Annotated in this window: 4 protein-coding genes and 4 tRNA genes; 4 read left to right on the forward strand and 4 right to left on the reverse strand. The window is 69.2% G+C overall.

Translation table 11 applies throughout. The features are described from left to right. Positions 1-18: 18 nt before the first annotated feature. The gene (locus OD997_RS03540; RefSeq protein WP_434330369.1) at positions 19-18,141 is read right to left on the reverse strand and encodes a DUF7507 domain-containing protein; all 18,123 of its coding nucleotides are present in this window, start codon (positions 18,139-18,141) and stop codon (positions 19-21) included. A 204-nt stretch (positions 18,142-18,345) separates the two neighbouring features. Here OD997_RS03540 and OD997_RS03545 point away from each other — a divergent pair, with 204 nt between their 5' ends. Both OD997_RS03545 and OD997_RS03550 read left to right on the forward strand, forming a co-directional pair. Then, positions 18,346-18,897: a hypothetical protein gene (locus OD997_RS03545; RefSeq protein WP_434330370.1), complete on the forward strand. Its 552-nt coding sequence runs from the start codon at positions 18,346-18,348 to the stop codon at positions 18,895-18,897. Positions 18,898-18,922: 25 nt separating this feature from the next. Further along, entirely contained in the window at positions 18,923-19,972 is a 1,050-nt protein-coding gene (locus OD997_RS03550; RefSeq protein ID WP_434330371.1) for a 2,3-butanediol dehydrogenase, read from the forward strand. A 122-nt stretch (positions 19,973-20,094) separates the two neighbouring features. Here OD997_RS03550 and OD997_RS03555 read toward each other — a convergent pair. The 3 genes from OD997_RS03555 to OD997_RS03565 all read right to left on the reverse strand — a co-directional run bounded on the left by OD997_RS03555 (position 20,095) and on the right by OD997_RS03565 (position 20,388). Beyond that, positions 20,095-20,166, reverse strand: a tRNA-Val gene (locus OD997_RS03555). Between the two features lie 25 nt (positions 20,167-20,191). Then, a tRNA-Cys gene (locus OD997_RS03560) sits at positions 20,192-20,262 on the reverse strand. Positions 20,263-20,315: 53 nt separating this feature from the next. Next, positions 20,316-20,388 (reverse strand) — tRNA-Gly (locus tag OD997_RS03565). A gap of 152 nt (positions 20,389-20,540) precedes the next feature. On the opposite strand from OD997_RS03565, the gene OD997_RS03570 reads away from it, so the two are divergent. Both OD997_RS03570 and OD997_RS03575 read left to right on the forward strand, forming a co-directional pair. Next, positions 20,541-20,613, forward strand: a tRNA-Val gene (locus OD997_RS03570). 114 nt (positions 20,614-20,727) lie between these two features. Continuing rightward, the gene (locus tag OD997_RS03575; protein ID WP_434330372.1) at positions 20,728-21,729 is read left to right on the forward strand and encodes a SecDF P1 head subdomain-containing protein; all 1,002 of its coding nucleotides are present in this window, start codon (positions 20,728-20,730) and stop codon (positions 21,727-21,729) included. Positions 21,730-21,772 lie beyond the last annotated feature (43 nt).

A 21,772-nucleotide genomic window follows, 5' to 3' on the forward strand; every position in this document is an offset into this window, starting at 1 on the left:
GCCTTTCAGTGCGGATTGCTACGAGGAGAGGTTCTGGGATCGCATCGAGCGACGACGGCGTGCGGCGAGCATCAGCACGAGGCCGGCGAGCAGCAGCAGTGCGGAGCCGCCGACCAGGGGCAGCGGGTCGCCGCCACCGGTGAAGGGCAGGAGACCCACCGGCGTCGGCTGCGGAAGGTTCACCGCGTCGGAGGCGACATCGAGCACCTGCACGCCGGACTCCGCCTCGACGCTCGTCACCACGGCACGGGAGGTCACCACGGTGCCCTCCATCGCCGGGGTGATGATCACAGTCGCGGTCGCTGTGACGCTCTGGCCGGGAAGCAGCACGCCGGGCTCCCCCGGCCACACGTAGGTGATCGCCGAGAGCCCCGGGTACGGGTCGGTGATGCGCACGCCGGTGAGAGTCGTCGTCCCGGTGTTGGTCGCGGTGTAGCGGAAGACGAGCGTGTCGCCTGCGAAGCCCTGCTGGCCATCCTTGACCGAGATGCTCATGCCGAGACTGATGCTCGGGGCGTCTGGCACCTCCACGCGCACGGAGTCGGATGCGTCGACCGTCGAGCCGTCGGGAGCGGTGCCCACCACGGAGGCGGTGTTCTCGACGTGCTGGCGCACGACATCCGCAGCCGTGATCACGTAGTCGGCGGTCACGGTCGCGCTCTGACCGGCTGCCAGGACACCGGGTGTGCCCGGCCAGGTGACGGTCGGAGCGCCGAGTCCGGCGAGGTCGTCCGTGACCGCGACATCCGACAGCGTGACGTTGCCGGTGTTGGTCACCGACACGACGTAGCGGATGATTCCGCCCTGCTGCGCTGCACCAGTGAGCTCGGCCGTCTTGTCGAGAGCGAGAGCGGGTGCCGCCGCGATGAGCGTCTCGCCGACGGACTCGTCGCGCACGATCATGCCGCCCGCGTCTCCGGTGGTGACGGCCACCGATGTGATCCCGCCGGCGTCGACGTCCGCCTGGGTCAGGGCGTAGCTCGCGGTCGCGGTCGCCGACTGCCCGGGAGCCAGCACACCGATCTCGCCCGGCCATGCGATGCCGAGCCCGGTGAGCCCTGCCTGGCCATCGGCGAGCGTGACACCGCGGAGGGTGGTGTTGCCGGTGTTGCTGAACGTGAACATGTACTCGACGACGTCGCCGGGGCGACCGGTGGCGCCCGGTGCGAGCGTCTGCGTCTTCTCGATGTCGACCGCCGGAACCGGAGCGGCGGTCGTGACGATCGACTCCGGGGAATCGGCCGTCACCGAGTCACCACCGGGCGTCAGCCCACCGGCCGACGCGGTGTTCCGCACCTCACCCGCGTCGATGTCCGACTGCTGCAGCGTGTACGTCGCCGTCGCGGTGACGGATCCTCCCGGCGCGAGGTTTCCGGCCGCTCCGGGCCATGCGCCGTAAGAGATGTCCGACAGCCCCTCGAGCGAGTCGCTGAGCGCGACGGAGGAGAGCGAGAACGTGCCCGTGTTGGTGATGGCGAAGTCGTACCTGATCTCGGTGCCGACGCCGCCGTCTCCGAGGCGCGTTCCGACCTTCGAGACGTCGAGCGATCCGGTGCCTCCCACCAACGGCACGATCGTCATCGGGGTCCGACTGCTGACGTCGGCACCCGTCGGGGGCGTACCGGTCCCCGACGCCGTGTTGCGGACGGTGCCCGCATCCACATCGGCCTGAGTGATCTGATGCGATGCCGTGATCGTCACTGTCTGTCCGGGCAGCAGACGCCCCGGATTCGCCGCATCCGGCCAGGTGTAGACGAAGCCTGTGAGGCCCGGAACCGTGTTGCTGAGAGTCACCCCGTTGAGTGTCGTGTTGCCGGTGTTCTGGATCGTGAAGGTGTACTCGACCGAGTCTCCGAGCACGCCGACATCTCCGGCGGCGAGTGCGGCGGACTGTGTCGCGCGGATCGCCTGGTCAGGATTCGTCGGGGTATCCGTGGCGATCGTGAACGGGGCGGAGCTGTCGGAGACGACGACTCCACGCGGAGAGGTTCCGAAGGACGTCGCGACGTTCGTGATCGAGCCGGCATCGACGTCATCCTGGGTAACCGTGTATCGGGCAACGCCGGTCGCGGTTCCTCCGGGCGGAAGGATGCCGGTGGCCGACGGGAACTCGATCTGCGGGGTGCCCAGACCCTCCAGGTCGTCCTGCAGGCGGATGAGGCGCAGCGTCACGTTTCCGGTGTTCGTGATGTCGAACGTGTACTCGATGATGCTGCCGACACCGCCCGTGCCGCTGACGTACGAGCCGCCCTTGACCGTCTGGATAGACGGAGCGTGCGCGGCCGTCGGGATGGGCTCGATCGTCGAGCGGATCGAGAGCACCTCGCCTGCCGGAGTCGTGCCGCGGACGGACGCCGTGTTCTGCACGGACCCCCGATCGACGTCCTCCTGGCTGATGTCGTACGGCGCCGTGCCGCGTGCGATCTGCCCGGGTGCGAGCACTCCTGCGGCAGCCGGCCAGTCGACCGTGATCGGTCCGATGCCGACGAGCTCATCCGTGATCGCCACGCCCGAGAGCGTCACGGTGCCGGTGTTCTCGATGCGGAAGTCGAAGGTCACGCCGTCGCCTGCGCTGTTCGCGCCAGCGGCATCCAGTCCACCCGTCTTCGTGAACACGAGATCGGGAGCGGCGACGAGCGAGACCGTCGCCGGAGTGGTGGCCGCGGCGCGAGCGCCGGTCGGCGGTGTGCCGGTTCCGGTGACGAGGCTGGTGACGCTGCCCGCGTCGACATCCGCCTGGGTCAGGACATAGGTCGCAGTCGCGGTGACCGACTGACCCGGCACGAGGACACCCTCCGCACCCTGCCACACATACGCAGGCGCGGATGCACCGGGCAGGGCGTCTGCGAGGGCGGCGCCGGTCAGAGTCACGTTGCCGTCGTTCGTGAGGACATACGACCAGGTCACGACATCACCGGCCCGGCCCGTCGCCCCCGGCGCCAACGCACCCGAATCAGACACCGACACCGCCGGAGCCGCAGCGACCGTCGCCACCACACTCTCCGGCGACACCACCGTGATCGGCTCACTCCGCGCCGGCACACCCGACGCCGACGCCGTGTTCACCACACGACCCGCATCCACATCCGCCTGCACGATCACATACGACCCGGTCGCCGTCGCCGTCTCCCCCGGAGCGATCACCCCAGGAGCCCCCGCATCCGGCCACACCACACCCGACAACACCACACCAGGAACCGCATCAGAGAGCACCACACCCGACACCGTCACATTGCCCGTGTTCGTCACCCCGAACTCATACGACACCACATCGCCCACCGCACCCGATCCCGACGCCACACCCGACTTCGACACCGACAACCCCGCAACAGGCAACACCGTGCTCACCCGCACCGTGTTCGTATCCGCCGACACCCGCACCCCACCAGGAGCGAACGCCGCCACCGACGCCGTATTCTCCACAAACCCCGCATCCACATCCGCCTGCGTCAGGTCGTACTTGCCCCGACCGATGGCCTGCTCGCCGACACCCACACGCCCGGGCGCGGCAGGGTTCGGCCACACGATCGACACGTCGTACAGACCCACCATCGGGTCGACCAGCACACCACCGGTGACCGTCACGTTGCCCGTGTTCGTGACCACCACCGCGTACTCGACAGTGTCGCCCACCTCACCGATGTCCCCCGCGGCGAGCACACCCGTCTTCACCGCAGACAGCGCGGGAGTCCGAGGAACGGTGACCGTCGCGGCATCCGCGGCGTCGACCGGGGTGCCGGCCGGTGTGGTCGCGACCACCTCGACCGCGTTCGCGACCGACCCTGCATCGATATCCGCCTGGGTGAGCGCGTATGACGCGGTGCCGCGCGCTGCGGAGCCGACGGGGAGGACGCCCGCCGCTGCGGGATCGTCGCTCGGCCAGACCACATCGATGGCGCTGAGTCCGGGAAGTGCGTCGGAGAGCTCGACACCGCTCAGCGTCTGGTTGCCGCTGTTCGCGATCGTGAAGCCGAACTGCACGACGTCGCCCACCTGTCCGGTGGAGCCCGGTGCCAGTGCTCCGGTCTTGTCGATCGTGATCCCGGCATCGGCAGCGACCGTCGGCGTGCTGATCCGGTCGGAGGCGTCCTGCACGGCGGCGCCGTTCGACGCGGATCCTGCAGCGGTCGCAGTGTTGACCACCTCGCCGGCATCCACATCAGCCTGGACGATCGCATAACTGGCGACCGCCGTCGCGATCTCACCCGGAGCGAGAACTCCGGGCTCGCCGGGCCACCGCACAGCCGGGACGGCGAGCCCCGGGAGCGGGTCCGTCAGCGTGATCGCGGACACCGTGACGTTACCGGTGTTCTCGATCGTGAAGGCGTAGTCGATGATGTCGCCGACCGCGCCGTCTCCGCGAACGGCGGCCGTCTTGCCGGTGAGGAGCTCGGGGGTCGCTGCGGCGACGCTCGTGTTCGTCGGCGGAGTGCTGGCCGTGATCGTGTCGCCCACCGGCGGCTTGCCGCTCGCTGTGGCGATGTTCGTGACCGAACCGCGATCCACGTCCGCCTGGGTGATCGTGTACTCGGCGGTGGCGTCGACGGTCTCACCCGGGAGCAGGATTCCGGGCTCACCGGGCCAGTCGAAGGTCGGCGAGCTCACGCCGACCAGCGCGTCCACCAGGTCGACGAGCGTCAGGGTGACGTTGCCCGTGTTCGTGATGCCGAACGTGTAGTCGATCCGGTCGCCGACATCACCGGCACCGTCGACGAGTCCGGACTTCGTCGCAGCGATGCCTGGTCGTGCGGTGATCTGGACCGAAGCAGTGGAGGTGCCGGTGACATCAGCGCCACGCGGCGGGGTGCCGACGCCGTCGACGGCGCTCGAGACGCCACCGCGATCGATGTCGGCCTGGGTGAGTTCATAGGTCGAGACGGCCGTCACGGTCTGGCCGGGGAGCAGCACTCCCGGGCGAGCAGGGTCGGGCCACGTGTACGTGGGGGCCGTGGAACCGCTGAGGCGTTCGGTCAGTGCGACGCCTGTGAGCGTGACGTTGCTCGTGTTCTGCAGCGAGTAGCTCCACGTAACGACGTCACCGGCGACACCGGTGGCATCGGGATCGAGTGCCGCGGTCTTGTCCACCACGATCGAGGCCTGGATTCCCTGCGTGTCCACGGTCTCGATGCCTGCGGGGCTCGTGACGGGACCACCGCGCGAGCTTCCGCTCGCCGTCGCGGCGTTGGCGATCGATCCGGCATCCACATCGGTCTGAGTGATCGTGTAGTCAGCCGTCGCGATCGCCGTCTGTCCTGGTGCGAGCACGCCCTCGGCACCCGGCCAGCTGATCTGCGGCACGCTGAGTCCCGGCATCGGGTCGGCGAGCGTGATCGCGCTGACGGTCACGTTTCCGGCGTTCGTGATGCGGAAGGTGTAGTCGACGGCCCCACCCGCACCGCCGTCGCCGTCGACGACGCCGTCCTTCACGACCGTCAGAGCAGCGGCGGGCTGCACGGTGTTGATCACGACCGGGTTGGAGTCGGCGACGACGATCGTCCCCTGCTCGGTGACCGCCTCGACGCCGGCCACGTTGCGCACGAACCCTCGGTCGATGTCGGCCTGGGTCAGCGTGTACCGCGCGACGCCGACCACGGTGTCGCCGACGAGGAGCTCGCCCTCAGGACCGGGCCAGGCGATCTCGGGAAGCGAGAGACCGGCGAGGCGATCGATGAGACGGCCGTCCTGCACCGTCACGTTGCCCGTGTTGGTCACCACGAGACGGTACTCGATGACGTCGCCGACCGCTCCGATGCCCGGCTCGAGCAGCTGTCCGCTCTTCACCGTCGTGAGTTCCGCAGCCTCCGTGATCGGCACGGTCGCGGAGGCCGTGCGGTTGAGCGTCGCCCCACCGGGAGCGGATGCCGTCAGAGTGACCGTGTTGTCCACACGCCCTCGGTCGACATCGGCCTGGGTGAGTTCGTACTCGGCTGTGGCGTCGGCTGTCGCACCGGGCGCGAGAACGCCGTCTGCTCCGGGCCAGGTGACCGCGATGTCCGAGAGGCCGACGAGCGCGTCGTCGAGGGTGACCGCCGACAGTGTGACGTTGCCCGTGTTCGCGATGCGGAACGAGTACTGCACCGTGTCGCCTGCACGACCGGTCGCGCCCGGCTCGAGCACTCCGCTCTTCGTGACGGTCGCGTCAGGGCTCGCCGTGACGGTGGGCACCACGACCTGGTCCGAGGGGTCGTCGACGATGGTGCCGGCGGGATCTGTGCCCGAGCCCTCTGCGATGTTCGACACCGAGCCGCGGTCGACGTCGGCCTGGGTGATCACGTATCGCGCGGTGCCGACCAGCGTCTGCTCCGGCGTGAGAATGCCCGCGACGCCGGGCCACACGACCGAGATGTCTGAGAGATCGTCGAGCTCGTCGACGATGCCGACGTCGTTCAGCGTCACGTTTCCGGAGTTGCGGACGGTGACGGTGTACTCGATGACATCTCCGACCGCTCCGCCTGCGCCGTTCGCGATGACCGCGGACTTCGTCGTGACGACCGCGGGGGCTGAGGCGTCGAGCGGTGTCACGACCTCGTCGGAGGATGCCGAGATCGGCGCTCCGCCGGGAACGGAGGCGTTCGCCGTGGCGGTGTTCGAGACGCTGCCGGCGTCGACATCGCTCTGGGTGATGACGTAGGTCGCCGTGGCCGTGGCGACCTCGCCCGGAGCCAGCACGCGATTCGTCGTCGGCCAGGTGATCGTCGGCGTGCTGAGCCCGGCGAGAGTGTCGGACAGGACCACGCCCGAGAGCGTGACATTGCCGCGGTTCTCGATCGTGAAGGAGTAGTCGATCGTGTCGCCGACGCTGCCGCCGGTCGCCGCGTCGTCCTTCGTGACGACGAGCTGCGCAGAGCTCACGATCGGCACGGTCGCCGGAGTGGTCGCCGAGACCGGTGCTCCGCCGTTGGAGGGTGTGCCGGTTCCGGTGACGAGGCTGGTGACGCTGCCCGCGTCGACATCCGCCTGGGTCAGGACATAGGTCGCAGTCGCGGTGACCGACTGACCAGGGCCGAGGATCCCGACCGGGGTCGTCCAGGTGTACGCAGGCGCGGATGCACCGGGCAGGGCGTCTGCGAGGGCGGCGCCGGTCAGAGTCACGTTGCCGTCGTTCGTGAGGACATACGACCAGGTCACGACATCACCGGCCCGGCCCGTCGCCCCCGGAGCCAACGCCCCACTGTCGGTCACCGACACCGCCGGAGCCGCAGCGACCGTCGCCACCACACTCTCCGGCGACACCACCGTGATCGGCTCACTCCGCGCCGGCACACCCGACGCCGACGCCGTGTTCACCACACGACCCGCATCCACATCCGCCTGCACGATCACATACGACCCGGTCGCCGTCGCCGTCTCCCCCGGAGCGATCACCCCAGGAGCCCCCGCATCCGGCCACACCACACCCGACAACACCACACCAGGAACCGCATCAGAGAGCACCACACCCGACACCGTCACATTGCCCGTGTTCGTCACCCCGAACTCATACGACACCACATCGCCCACCGCACCCGATCCCGACGCCACACCCGACTTCGACACCGACAACCCCGCAGCAGGCAACACCGTGCTCACCCGCACCGTGTTCGTATCCGCCGACACCCGCACCCCACCAGGAGCGAACGCCGCCACCGACGCCGTATTCTCCACAAACCCCGCATCCACATCCGCCTGCGTCAGGTCGTACTTCCCCCGACCGACGGCCTGCTCACCCACACCCACACGGCCAGGGACCGCAGGGTTCGGCCACACGATCGACACGTCGTACAGACCCTCCATCGGGTCGACCAGCACACCACCGGTGACCGTCACGTTGCCCGCGTTCGTGACCACCACCGCATACTCCACCGTGTCGCCGACCGCGCCGATGTCCCCCGCAGCGAGCACACCCGTCTTCACCGCAGACAGCGCTGCACCGGGGGTGATCGGAACGGTCGCGGCGGCAGGCGCAGGCGCGAGTGTCCCTCGCACCGGCGTACCCGTCACGGTGACGGCGTTCGACACCGCACCCGCGTCCACGTCGGACTGCAGCAGAACGTACGTCGCGGTCGCAGTCGCCTCGGCGCCGGGAACGAGGATGCCCGGTCGCGCCGCATCCGGCCAGGTGATCGCCAGAGGACTCAGTCCGGTGAGTGCGTCGTCGAAGGCGACCTCGCTGACCGTGACGTCACCCGTGTTGACGACCGAGAAGCGGAACTCGACGGTGTCTCCCGCCCGGCCGGTCGAGCCGGCGGCGAGCGTGCCCCGCTTGGTCGCCGTCAGCGCGGGACGCGCCGCAGCGAGCTCGGTCGTGACCTCGGCTTCGGTCGATGAGACATCGACCGCGTTCGGGGCTGTTCCGGTCGCGGCGGCGGTGTTGACGACCTCGCCGGCATCGACGTCGGCCTGGCCGATCGTGTACTGCGCTGTGGCCGTCACCACCTGACCGGGAGCGAGGCGTCCGGTCTCCCCGCTCGGCCACGTTCCGAAGACGAGGCCGGAGATGCCCTCGAGATCATCGGCGATCGCGATGTCGGTGAGCGTCGTGTTCCCGGCGTTGCGCACCGTGAACGAGTACGCGATCGAGTCGCCGAGCACGCCGTCGCCGGCGAGGTCGTCGGTCTTCACCAGCTCGATCGCGGGGGCCCTCGTCTCTGTGGCGAGCGTCGCGATGTCGGATGCGGAGACGGCGACGTCGGCCGGGGTGAGTCCCGTCGCCGTCGCGGTGTTGCGGATGCCCCCGGCATCCACGTCCGCCTGGGTGACGGTGTACTGCGCCGATGCCCTCACGGTGGCACCCGGTGCGAGGATGCCCGATGCCGCGGGCCAGGGACCGAACGTGATCGCCGACAGACCGGGCAGCGGGTCGCTCAGCGCGATGGCGTCGATCGTCGCCGTGCCCGCATTCGTGATGTCGAACGTGAACGTCACGAGGTCGCCGACGGCCAGGTCCTCGGTCTGGGATGCGGACTTGTCCAGCGTCAGCCCCGCAGTAGAGGCGATGGTGACAGTGGCCGGCGCGGTCGCGGTGACGACCGCTCCGGATGGCGCGGATCCTCGCGCGGTGACGAGGCTGATGATCGAGCCGGCATCGACGTCGGCCCGGGTCAGCACGGTCGTCGCTGTCGCGGTCACCGTCGCCCCCGGGGCGAGGACGCCCACCGGGCCGTCCCACTGGTAGACGGGTGACGTCGTGCCCGCGAGAGCGTCAGACAGCGCAGAACCGCTCAGGGTCACGTTGCCGGTGTTCTTGAGCGTGTAGGTCCAGGTCACCGTCGACCCGGCCGCGGACCCGGGCGGGAGCGAGCCGCTGTTCGTGACCGCGGCGGACGGCGCGGCAGCCTCCACAGGCACGATGCTCTGCGGCGAGGTCGTCGAGACGGCGCCCGCAGGCGCGGTCCCCGACGCCGTCGCGGTGTTCAGCACACGCCCGGCGTCGATGTGCGCCTGGGTGATCTCGAGTGTCGCGGTGGCGGTCACGCTCTGACCGGGATCGAGCACGCCGTCGGTGCCGGGCCAGTCCGGAACGATGGCGGACAGGCCGACCAGCGGATCCGCGATGACGACCCCGGTGACGGTGACGTTTCCGGTGTTGCTGAGTACGAACGTGTAAGTGATGTCGTCGCCGAGTCCCGCCTCGTTCGGCAGGGTCGTGCCGGACTTGCTGAGCCGGAGCTCGGAACGCTGCGCTCCCGTCGCGACCTCGACGGAATCGGTGGCGGTCACGACGGCCCCGGTCGGCGGCGCACCCGACGCGGTCACGGAGTTCGGCACGGATCCGCTGTTCACGTCGGCCTGGGTGATCTCGTAGACGGCCGTGGCCGTGGCAGTGGCGCCCGGAGCGAGGACACCGGCCGCGTCGGCATCCGGCCAGGTGATGGTCGGGACGAGACCGGGGATGCTGTCGGCGAGCTCGACATCCGTGAGAGTGACGTTGCCGGTGTTGACGACCACGAAGTCGAAGCGGATCTGATCGCCCGCTTCGCCGTCGCCCACTCCGTCGCCGAGCACCGTTCCGGTCTTCGACACGTCTATGGAACCCACAGGAGCCAGCGGGACGGTGACGTCGTCGTTCTCGGTGATCGTCGCGCCACCCGGCGCGGTGCCCGAGCCACTCACGACATTGTCGACGCCGCCGGCGTCGATGTCGGCCTGCGTGAGCGTGTACGTCGCCGTCGCTGTGACGACCTGGTTGGGCGCGAGGATGCCCTCCGCCCCCGGCCACGAGTAGACGAGCGCAGAGACTCCGGGCTCGAGGTCGGTGAGCGCGACGCCGGTGAGCGTGACGTTGCCGGTGTTGCGCAGCGAGAACGAGTAGGCGACCGCGTCTCCCGCCCGAGCCGTCGACCCGCCGGCGAGGGTGCCTGTCTTTGTCACCTCGATGTCGGGGGTCTGGGTCGCCGTCGCGGTCACGACGGTGTCGGACGGATCCGTCACCGCCGGGCCCGTCGGGGGCGTGCCCGTCGACGTCGCCGTGTTCGACACCGACCCCGCATCGAGATCGGCCTGAGTGATGCGGTGCGTCGCGGTCGCTGTGACGGACTCGCCCGGCTGAAGGGTGCCGCTGGCGCCCGGCCACGGCCCGTAGGCCAAGGTGCTCAGCCCTGGAGCGGGATCGGACAGAGCGACTCCCGTGAGGGTGACGTTGCCCGAGTTGGTCGCGCGGAGCGTGTAGGTGATGAGGTCGCCGAGCTGTCCGGAGCCCCCGACCGATGCGGTCTTCGTCGTCAAGATCGCCGGAGCAGGAGTCGCTGTGCCGAGCACCACGGTCTGCGAGGTCGCCGACACGGCGGCGCCCGTCGGCGGACGCCCGGATGCGGTCGCCACATCGGTGATGGAGCCCGCGTTCACATCGCTCTGACGCACCTGGTAGGTCGCCGACGCGGTGATCGTCTGGTTCGGCGCGAGGGTCCCTGGCGTGCCCGATGCCCAGGTGCCGTAGGTGATCGCGGAGAGTCCGCTGTGGGGGTCGCTCACCGCGACGCCGGTGAGCGTCACGTTCCCGGCGTTGCGCACGGTGTACGAGTAGGTGATCGTGTCGCCGACCGACCCGGTGCCGGCGGTGTAGGCGCCGGCCTTCTGGATCGTGAGCGCAGGTGCCGACGTCAGCGGAACCGTCGCCGAGCCCACCGCCGAGGTGGCCTGACCTCGGGAAGGAGTGCCTGCCGCCGTCGCCGCATTCGACACGGCTCCCGCATCGACGTCGGTCTGACGCACCGTGGAGGACGCCGTCGCCGTCACCGCTTCATCCGGTGCGAGCACGCCCGCGATGCCCGACGGCCACGTTCCGTAGGTGAGATCGCTGATCCCCGGGAGCGAGTCGGTGGCGCTGATGCCCGAGAGCGTCACGTTTCCGGTGTTCCGGATCGACACCGTCCACGTGATGGTCTCCCCTGCCACCCCCGTGGCGCCTGCGGGGAGCGTGCCGGACTTGACCACCTGGAGCCGCGGATCTCCTGCGGCTGTCGGAGTCGTGACGGTGCTCGATGCCGCGCTCACCGGTGTGCCGTTCGGCGACGAGCCGCTTCCGGTGGCGACGTTGACGATCGACCCCGCGTCGACATCCGCCTGCGTGATCGTGTGGCTCGCCCGGGCGACGACCTGGGTACCGGGTGCGAGTGCTCCCGCCTCACCGGGCCATGTGTACGCGAACGGCGTCAGGCCCGTCATCGGGTCGTTCACCGTGACGCCCCGGAGCGTCACGTTACCCGTGTTGGTCACGCGCACCGTGTAGTCGACGACGTCGCCCACCGCACCGGTTCCGCCGACGGATGCCGACTTCGTCGTCGTCAGCGCGGGGCCCGCGGCGACGGTCGCGAGGGAGACCGTCGGGGAGTCGGCGCCGACGGCGGGACCGCTGGGAGGCGTTCCGTTCACCCGTGCGGTGTTGCGCACGGTGCCCGCGTCGACGTCGGCCTGCGTCACCGTGTACGTCGCCGTGCCGACGACCTGGGCGCCCGGCGCGAGGGTTCCCGTCGCGCCGGGCCACGTGAGGGCGATCGGGCTGAGGCCCACGTGCGGGTCGCTGATCGCGACGCCGGTCAGTGTGACGTTTCCGGCGTTCCGGGCTGTGAACGTGTAGGTGATGACGCTGCCGACAGCGCCGTTCCCCTGGGTGTACACACCGGTCTTGCCGAGTGTGAGGAGCGGGCCGGCGATCAGGGGCAGGGTCGCAGCGGCCGTCGCCTGCACCGCGTCACCACTCGGCGGCGTGCCTGTGGCGGTCGCGGTGTTGGCGACGGAGCCGGCATCGACATCCGATTGCGTGAGCGCCCTCGTCGCGGTCGCCGTGACGCTCTGCCCCGGCTGCAGAGTGCCCGTGGCACCGGGCCAGCCCGTGTAGGCGATGGTCGAGAGTCCTGGCAGCGCATCAGCGATGCCGACACCGGTCAGCGTGACGTTGCCGGCGTTGCGCACCGTGAAGCTGTATGTGACGACGTCCCCTGCTCGACCCGTCGCGCCCGGCGCGAGGCTCGCGGTCTTGTCGAGAGTCAGCCGCGGTGCGGCGGTCGCCGTCGCTGTCACGACGTCGGCGGACGAGGAGCTGACCGCGACGCCACCCGGCGCCGTGCCCGCGGCGGACGCGCGGTTGCGGATCGATCCCGAGTTCACATCGGCCTGGGTGATGACGTAGGTGGCGCGAGCGGTCGCGGTCTGCCCTGGCGCGAGCACACCGTTCGCCCCCGGCCACGTGACCGAGAGCGCGGAGAGCCCCGGGAGCGGATCGCTCAGCGTCACGCCGGTCAGGGTCTGGTTGCCGCTGTTGGTCGCTGTGATCGTGTAGGTGACGACGTCGCCCACCCGGTTCCCTGCCGCCGTGTCCGCCGTCTTCGCCACGGTCAGCGCCGGAGAGGGCGCCGTCGTCGGCACCACGGCCTCGGTCGATGTCGCGCTCACCACGGCACCCGTCGGCGGTCGACCGCTGACGCTCGCCGTGTTGCGCACGGATCCGGCGTCGACGTCGGCCTGCCTCACGGTATACGTCGCCGTTCCCGTCGCCGTCTGCCCCGGGGTCAGGATGTTCGGAGACCCGGGCCAGGTGATCGTCGGGGCGCTGAGGCCCGCAAGGGTGTCGGTGAGCGTGATCCCGCTGAGCGTGACGTTCCCGGAGTTGCGGATGGTGAACGCGAACGTCACCGTGCTGCCGACCTCGCCGGAGCCGGCGGTGACGGAACCGGTCTTCTGCACGGCGATAGACGGCACCGCAGCGATCCGCACCGTGGAGGGAGCGGTCCCGGTCACCGCGGCGCCGCGCGGCGGTGCGCCCGTGGCTGTCGCGGTGTTCGCCACCGCACCCGCATCCACATCGGACTGCTTGACCGTATAGGTGGCGGTGCCTGTGACGCTCTGGCCCGGCTGGAGCGTGCCGGCGACCGCAGGCCAGCCGGACAGCGGCACGGCTGCCGCGCCGATCAGCGGGTCGACGAGCGAGACCCCTGTGAGGGTGACATTGCCCGAGTTGCGCACGGTGAAGGCATACGTGATGGTGTCGCCCGCAGCGCCGCTTCCCGCCAGCGTTCCGGTCTTGGTGACCGAGACTGCGGGGGCGCTCGTGGCTGTCTGCGTGGTCACAGCCCCGGAAGACGCCGTCGCGGTCGCGCCTCCGCCGGTTCCTGTCACCGAGGCGGTGTTCGTCACGGACCCGGCGTTCACATCGGCCTGCGTCACGGTGTACGACGCGGTGGCCACGACCGTCTGCCCCGGTGCGAGTGTTCCCGATGCTCCAGGCCACTGATACTGCAGCGTTCCGAGGCCGGCCAGCGGATCGACGACGCCGACGCCCGTCAGTGTGACGTTTCCGGTGTTGCTGGCGCGGAAGGTGTAGGTGATGACGCTGCCCACGCCGCCACCGCCGCCCGAGGCGCTTTTGGTGATCGCGATGCCGGGCGACGCGGCGATCGTCGCGACCGTCACTTCACCGGAGGATGCGGTGATCGCTGCTCCCGTCGGCGGAGTGCCGCTCGCAGTCGCCGTGTTCTTGGCCGAGCCCGCGTCGACGTCAGACTGGCGCACGGTGTAGGTGGCCGTCGCGGTCACCGTCTGGTTGGGCTGGAGCGTGCCGGCGGTCCCCGGCCAGGTGTAGGCGATCGTCGACAGGCCCGCATGTGGGTCGGTGATCGCGACGCCCGTGAGGGTGACGTTGCCGGTGTTGCGCGCCGAGAACGAGTACGTGATCGTGCTGCCGACGGAGCCGTTGCCCGAGGTCACCGCACCGGTCTTGGTGAGCACGAGACCCGGAGCTGCGGCGAGGGACACCGTCGCCGGAGCAGTGCTCGTGACCGCAGCACCCGTGGGCGGTGTGCCGGAGCCGGTGGCGGAGTTGCTCACGGCGCCCGAGTTGACGTCGGTCTGCGAAATGACAGAGGTAGCGGTGGCGGTGACGGTCTGCCCGGGCTGCAGCACACCCGCCGTGCCGCTCGGCCACGTACCGTAGCTCGGCGCCGAGATGCCGGGGAGCGAATCGGAGACAGCGACACCGTTCAGGGTCACGTTGCCGGAGTTGCGCAGCGTGATCGACCAGACGATCGTGTCGCCCGCGCGTCCGGATGATCCGCTCTGCAGGGCGCCCGATTTGGTCGTCACGATCCCGGCCGATGCGGCCACGGTGTTGGTCGTGACGGTGCCAGAGGTGCTGGTGACGGGCGTCGTGCCGTAGACGGCTGTGGACGATGCCACGTTGCGCACCGACCCCGCATTCACATCCGCCTGTTTGATCGTGTAGGTCGCGACAGCTGTCACCGTCTGCCCGGGTGCGAGCCGCCCCGAGGATCCCGGCCAGGTGTAGGTGAAGGCCGACAGACCCGCAAGCGTGTCGGTCACGGCCACGTCCGTCAGCGTGACGTTCCCGGTGTTGGTGGTGCGCACGGTGTATGTGATGACGTCGCCGACCGCGGCGGTGCCCGACACCGTGGCGCTCTTCGCCGTCGTGCTCGCGGGAGCCGCCGTCACCGTGTTCACCCTGGTCGTGGGCGACGTCCCGGTCACCGATGCGCCACCGGGTGTGCGCGCGGACGCTGTGGCCGTGTTCGTCACGGCACCGGCGTCGACGTCCGCCTGACGCACGGTGTAGGTCGCGCGTCCCTGAACCGTCTGCCCCGGCGCGAGGTTTCCCGCCGTGCCGGGCCAGGTGTACGTGATGACGGAGAGACCGGGAAGGGGGTCAGCGATCGCGACCTGCGTCAGTGTGACGTTTCCGTTGTTCGTGGCCGAGAAGTTGTACGTGACGGTGCTGCCGACCCCGCCGTTCCCCGTGGTGACGGATCCCGATTTCAGCACGGTCAGCGCGCCGGTGGGGGTGACGGGCAACGTGAACGCCCTCGTCTGCGAGAGACGGGCACCGCTCGGTGGGAGAGCCGAGGCTGTCGCGGTGTTCGCCACGGATCCTGCGTCGACATCCGTCTGCTTCAGCTTGTAGGTCGCGGTCGCGGTGACGGCCTGCCCGGGAGCCAGCGTGCCCGCAGTGCCCGGCCACGTATAGGCCAGGGCGGAGAGTCCCGCCAGCGGGTCGGTGATCGTGACCTCGGTGAGCGTGACGTTTCCGCTGTTCGCCAGACGGAACGAGTATGTGACGACGTCACCCGCCTTGCCCGTGCTTCCAGGCGCGAGAGCGCCGGTCTTCGTGAGGTTCACCGCCGGAGCGGATGCCGCGGTCGAGACGACCGACTGGCTGCTCGGAACCGTGAGGACAGCCCCTGCCAGAGTGCGGGCCGTGCCGGTGGCTGTGTTGCGCACCGCGCCGGCATCCACATCGGCCTGGGTCACGGTGTACGTGGCCGTCGCGGTCACGGACTGTGCCGGAGCGAGAGTGCCGGCGACTCCTGGCCACGAATAGGTGAGAGCCGAGAGGCCAGCGAGCGGATCGCTGATCGCGACGTTCGTGAGCGTCGTGTTGCCGGCGTTGCGGGCGGTGAAGGTGTAGGTGATCGTGCTGCCCACTCCCCCGGTGCCCTGGGTGAGTGATCCCGACTTCGTTGTCGTGAGTCCGGGGGCCGAAGCGATGGTGGGGACGGTGACCTGCGGAGAGGAACCAGAGACTGTGGTGCCGCCCGGGGTGCGGGCTGTGGCGGTGGCGATGTTGCGGACGCTGCCTGCGTCGACATCTGCCTGCGTGATCGTGTAGAAGGCTGTCGCGGTCGCTGCTTGGCCGACGGGGATGACTCGCGCGGTCGCTGTGGGCCAGGTGACCACCGGTGGAGACAGACCCGGCAGCGGATCCACGAGCGACGCGTTCTCGAGCGTCACGTTGCCGGTGTTGCGGATGGTGAAGGTGTAGTTGATGCGATCGCCCACACGCCCGGTCGTCCCGCTCGCGAGCGCTCCGGTCTTGGTGACCGTGACGGCGCCGGCGGCGGCGATCGGCGTCACCCGGTTCGCCGATCCGGAGGGACGGATGCCGCCGTCATCATCGGCCGCGCTGACCGTCGCCGTGTTCGCCACAGAACCGGCATCCACATCGCTCTGCTTCAGCGTGTAGTTGGCTGTGGCGGTGACCGACTGGCCGGGCGTCAGTGTTCCGACGGTTCCCGGCCAGGTGCCGAACGTGATCGCCGACAGGCCCGAGAGCGGGTCGCTGATGACGATGTCCGTGAGCGTCGACTGCCCCGTGTTCGTCACGGTGAAGGAGTAGATCACGACGTCTCCGGCGCGACCTGTGCCGCCGGGAGCGAGCGCGCTCGTCTTGGCGAGGGCGATCGCACTGAGCAGCACCGTCGTGCTGTCGTTGTCCTGGGCGAGGAAGTCTCCCACGACCGTCCTCGCCGTGGCCTCGGCTGTCGAGACGTATCCCGTCGCCGACGGTGCCGTCGCCGTACAGGTGTAGGTGGTCGACTGAAGCGGTGCGAGGGTCAGCGCGCCCAGGCTGCGGGCGCAGTTGGCCTGGTCGTCGGTCACCACGATGTTGCGCAGGGTTCCGGCGCCGGTGTTCGTGATGCGGATCGTGAAGGTCGCGAGCTCGCCGGCGGTGCGCGACTGGGTGTCGACCGTGCCGTCGAACGTCTTCACGAGCTGGAGGCCGGCCGTCGGCACCGACAGCATCGCGTTGCGGAGCAGGTAGGAGTCACCCGAGGTGCCCAGACGCAGGTTCACGGTCGAATCGCCCGCGATCACGTTGGTCAGCGGAACGGTCGCGACGTCGACGTTCTGGTTGGTGAACGCCGTTCCCGCGGTCCCCGTGTATCTGACCGATCCCACCGCCCGCGAGATGCCGATGTTGCCGGTCGCACCCGCGGCGTTCGCGATCTCGGTGTAGGGCGTCGAACCTCCACGCGAGTACGACGCCGTGTCGCCGGTGATGTTCCGATCGCCCTCGAAGAGCGTGAATCCGGCGCGCGTTCCCGCGGCCACCGCCGTGAAGCCGTTGAACGCGACGGTGAGGTCGGCGTCGTTCGCGCCCTGCCGCACGTGGCCCTCGTAGTAGATGATGTTGTGCGGCACGGATGCGGGGTTGTCCGGGATGAAGGTGCCGTAGTCGTAGACGACGTTTATCGACCAGCCCGCGTAGCAGCCGGCGCCGGTGGGGGTCCAGATGTTCCCGGCCGAGATCGTGATCTCGGATCCGGTCGGCACGGCGGCGAATGCCGCGGTCACATCGGCGCTCGCGGAGTAGTACAGCGCCGTCGCCTGCGATGCGGGATCGGCGAGCATGCTCTGCGGTGCGACGTTGGTGACCGAGCTGCCTGCGACCTTGAGCTGGATGGCGCGAGACGTGTAGCCGGTGGCGCTGCCGGACGGCATGGTGGCCACGCCGCGCGCGGCAGAGTACTGAGCGCAGAGGCGGCGCGTGTCTCCCGTGTAGACACCGGTGTTCGCGCTCCAGGTGAGGAACGCCTTCACGACCGTGGCGCCGGCGGGGATCGTCATCGTCGCGCTGCTCGAGTTCGCGGTGAAACCCGCGACCGAGTTGTTCTGGCTCATCACGAAGTTGTCGTTGACGTTGTTCGCGTTGGTGCTGGAGGCGGCGTGCAGATCGGCGCAGGTGCCGTTCGTGGTGGCCGTCGTCGCCGAGCAGGCGAGCACACCGTTTCCGGCCATGATGAAGTCGCCGTTGACGTTCGCCTGGTAGTTCGGGGCGGTACCGGAGTTGGTTCCCCACTGCACGACGGCGGCCTCTGCGACCTGCGGGGCGCCGAGGGTGAAGCCTGCGGCGATCACGGCGATGGCGGTGGTCATGGCGATGGCGGATCTGCGCCAACCACGACGAACACCTCCCCCGTCCATCACTGACCCCCCTCAGAGTCCACCGAGATCCGTTGTGGGATAGCGATGTCATTCGACCCTATGCGAAACCTTCCTTTGTTGACAATGGTGCAGTTGTTACAGGTGCGAAATGTGTGAACGGTACTTACCTGACGACTGTCAGATAGAGTCGAAGGCATGGACGCACGGTCGCGACGTTCGCGCGAGAGCCTTCGCGCGGCAGTCCTCACACTGGCGGGGCCCACCCCGATCTCCGAGGTGACGGCATCCGCGATCTGCCTGCAGGCGGGTGTGACGCGCGACACTTTCTACCGCCACGCCGACAGCCCGACGGGCCTGCTCGCCGACGCGCTGTCCGCCGAGATCGACGAGGCGATGGAGGTCCTCCCCCGGGCCGATGCGATCGGCGACGCGGAGCGCGCGCTGCTCGAGCACGTGCATCGGCGAGCGGACGTGTATCGCGGCGCGATGCATCCGCTGCTCGCAGCTCCCGTGCGCAGCAATCTCGAAAGATCGATCAGCGCGGGTCTCGTGCTGTGGGCAGAGCTGCACCCCGAGATCATCCCGCCCGAGTTCGCCGCCGATGCGGCCGCCATGCGGATCGCCATCGCCTATGCGGCGGCCGGCACCGTGGGAGCCGTCGAGGAGTGGTTGCGCAGTGAGGACGACGACATCGAACGTGCCGTGAGGCTGATCCTCGCGGCGTCACCGGAATGGTGGCTGCGCTGACAGCCACCCGGAAGAGGAGAAGAAGATGAAGGCCGCACAGTTCCACGCCCAGGAGGACCTCCGGATCGAGGAGGTTCCCGAGCCCACCCCCGGCCCCGGACAGGTGAAGCTGCGGAACGCCTTCGCCGGCATCTGCGGATCCGACCTGCACGTGTACTACAGCCCCGAGGCGGCAGGCCTCGACTTCGATCACCCGCACCCCGTCACCGGGTCGACGCTTCCCCAGATCCTCGGCCACGAGTTCTCCGGCACGATCGTCGAGCTCGGCGAGGGCGTCGACGACGTCTCCGTGGGCGACCGCGTCGCCGTGTGGCCCATCTACTACTGCGGTGAGTGCCCGGCCTGCCTGCGGGGGATGTTCAACGCCTGCCAGAAGATCGGCTTCCATGGGCTGAGCTCGCACGGCGGCGGAATGGCGGAGTTCACGACGGTGGATGCCACGAAGCTGCACGTGCTTCCCGAGAACGTCGACCTGGGCATGGGCGCACTCGTCGAGCCGATGTCGGTCGCCTGGCACGCCGTCTCCCGCAGCGGCGTCGAATCCGGAGGCACCGCATTGATCGCCGGCGCCGGCCCCATCGGCATCGGTGTCTGGTTCGCTCTCAAGGCGCGCGGGATCGCGAAGGTGCTCGTCTCAGAGCCGAGCGCAGACCGTCGGGCCATCATCGCCGCACTCGGTGCGACGGTCGTCGACCCTGTGAACGAGGATCTCGCCGCCGCCGTCGCGACGCTGAGCGACGGGAACGGCGTGGATGTCGCGTTCGACGCGGCCGGCGCGGGACCCGCCGTCACCTCGTCGCTCGCCAGCCTCGTACCCGGCGGACGCGTCGTCGTCGTCGCGATCCACGAGCGCCCCATGGAGTTCCTGCCCACGCAGCTCGTCATGGCCGAGACCGAGATCGCGGGTGCGCTCGCCTACCTTCCCGAGGACTTCGACGCCGTGATCGAGGCGATGTCCCGCGGCGTCTACGACACCACGGGCTGGGTGCAGGAGGTCGCGCTCGAGCAGGTCGTCGACGCCATCCACTCGCTGCGCGGCGGTGCCGGCGCGAAGATTCTCGTGCAGGCCGACTGATCGTCGCATGCAGACGGAGGGCCGAGCGGATGCTTCCGCTCGGCCCTCCATCTGTGCCCGAGCACGTGCACGCAGTCGCCGGACAACAAAAAAACCCCTGGAGAACCAGGGGTTTTCGTCTGTGCGCGATACTGGGATCGAACCAGTGACCTCTTCCGTGTCAGGGAAGCGCGCTACCGCTGCGCCAATCGCGCCCAAGTGGGCTATTCAGTTTGTGAGAGGTGGCGACGGGATTCGAACCCGTGTAAACGGCTTTGCAGGCCGGTGCCTAGCCGCTCGGCCACGCCACCGTGTGGATTGACCCCACGTGCCGAAGGCCTTCCGAAGAAGGCCCCTGCACTTGAGCGGATGACGAGACTCGAACTCGCGACCCCAACCTTGGCAAGGTTGTGCGCTACCAACTGCGCTACATCCGCGTTGTTCCCGGTTGTTGTCCCGGGTACTTATGAAACATTAGCCGATGATTCCCGACTGTCCAAACCGGAAGCGAATCTCGCGCGTGTCTCCCAGGGTGGTCAGCAGGCCCTCCGACCGTCCGGTAGTATCGGTTGACGCACCCCACGGGTATGGGCGATTGGCGCAGTTGGTAGCGCGCTTCCTTCACACGGAAGAGGTCATCGGTTCGAGTCCGGTATCGCCCACAGACACAGGCCCCGCATAACTAGAGTTGTGCGGGGCTTTCTCGTATCCACGAGCCGCTCCACGGGTCCGCATGTGGCCGCCGTCCGCCTTCCCCGCGAAGAAAGAGAGCCCCCATGACCGACTCCCCGCTCACCTCGACCAGGGACACACGATCCAGCACCCTGTCGATCGTGGCACTGGCCCTCGCCTTCATCCTCCCGCTTGCGGGCTTCATCCTCGGGCTCGTCGCACGGGTGAGATCGAAGGCCTCCGGCGCTCCGACGGTGGTGGCGACCACTGCCGTCGCGATCGGCGCGATCCTCAGTGTCGTGTGGACGGTCGCGATCGTGCTCCTGCTCAGTATCGGAGGCGTGCTCTCCGGCGAGACCACGCCGACGACTCCGGGCACCCCGGCACCCTCCGAGTCGGCACCCGCGTCAGGCTCGGAATCCGGCGACGAACTCGTCATCGAGGTCACGGCAGAGCGCGAGGTGGACTCCACGACGCTCGCAGCTGCCCGTACCGCACTCGCCTTCTACGGGGAGAACGCGGGCATCGAGGTGGTCGACGTCACCGAGACGGATGCCGACGCTCTCACCGTGACCTTCGGCGCGGATGTCTCCAGCGCCGACATCGACGCGTTCGCGCGCGCCATCTCGGCGCCCGCGGCCGAAGGGTTCTACGCGGTGGACGCCGCGCATCCCGCGACCGGGGGTGCCGACCTCGGCGACGGTTCGATGACTCCTCCGTGCGACGCGCTGCGGTTCGGTCCGATCGCCGTCGAAGAGCACGTCCTCGCCTGCGACGAAGCGATGCTGACGCAGCTGCTCCTCCCCTCCTCCGCACGCCTGGTCGGAAACGCCATCGCGGAGGTCGAGGTGAGCGGCGACGCCGTCGCCGTGACGCTCTCCGACCCCGCCGCCGAGGAGTTCGCGGCGTGGACCAGGGAGGCGTCCGCAGCGACCGCGCCTGGCAATCAGATCGCGCTCGTCGACTTCATCGGCGTCATCAGCGCGCCCACGGTCGCCGAGGAGCTCGCCGCCGAGTTCCAGATCTCCGGCGCGACTCTCGATGCCGAACTGCTCGCCGCCCGACTGAAGCTGCTCAGCGCCGGAGCGTCGTTCACAGCGCGCTGAGCAGCCCCGCCTGACGTGGTAACTTAGGGTGACCTAACTACGA

It is taken from the genome of Microbacterium sp. CGR1, from assembly GCF_051062835.1.
In the GTDB taxonomy this organism is placed as follows: Bacteria; Actinomycetota; Actinomycetes; order Actinomycetales; family Microbacteriaceae; genus Microbacterium.

Coding starts and splice junctions, on each gene's coding strand:
- OD997_RS03550 (WP_434330371.1), top strand. CDS start 18,923: ATGAAGGCCGCACAGTTCCACGCCCAGGAGGACCTCCGGATCGAGGAG.
- OD997_RS03545 (WP_434330370.1), top strand. CDS start 18,346: ATGGACGCACGGTCGCGACGTTCGCGCGAGAGCCTTCGCGCGGCAGTC.
- OD997_RS03540 (WP_434330369.1), bottom strand. CDS start 18,141: ATGACCACCGCCATCGCCGTGATCGCCGCAGGCTTCACCCTCGGCGCC.
- OD997_RS03575 (WP_434330372.1), top strand. CDS start 20,728: ATGACCGACTCCCCGCTCACCTCGACCAGGGACACACGATCCAGCACC.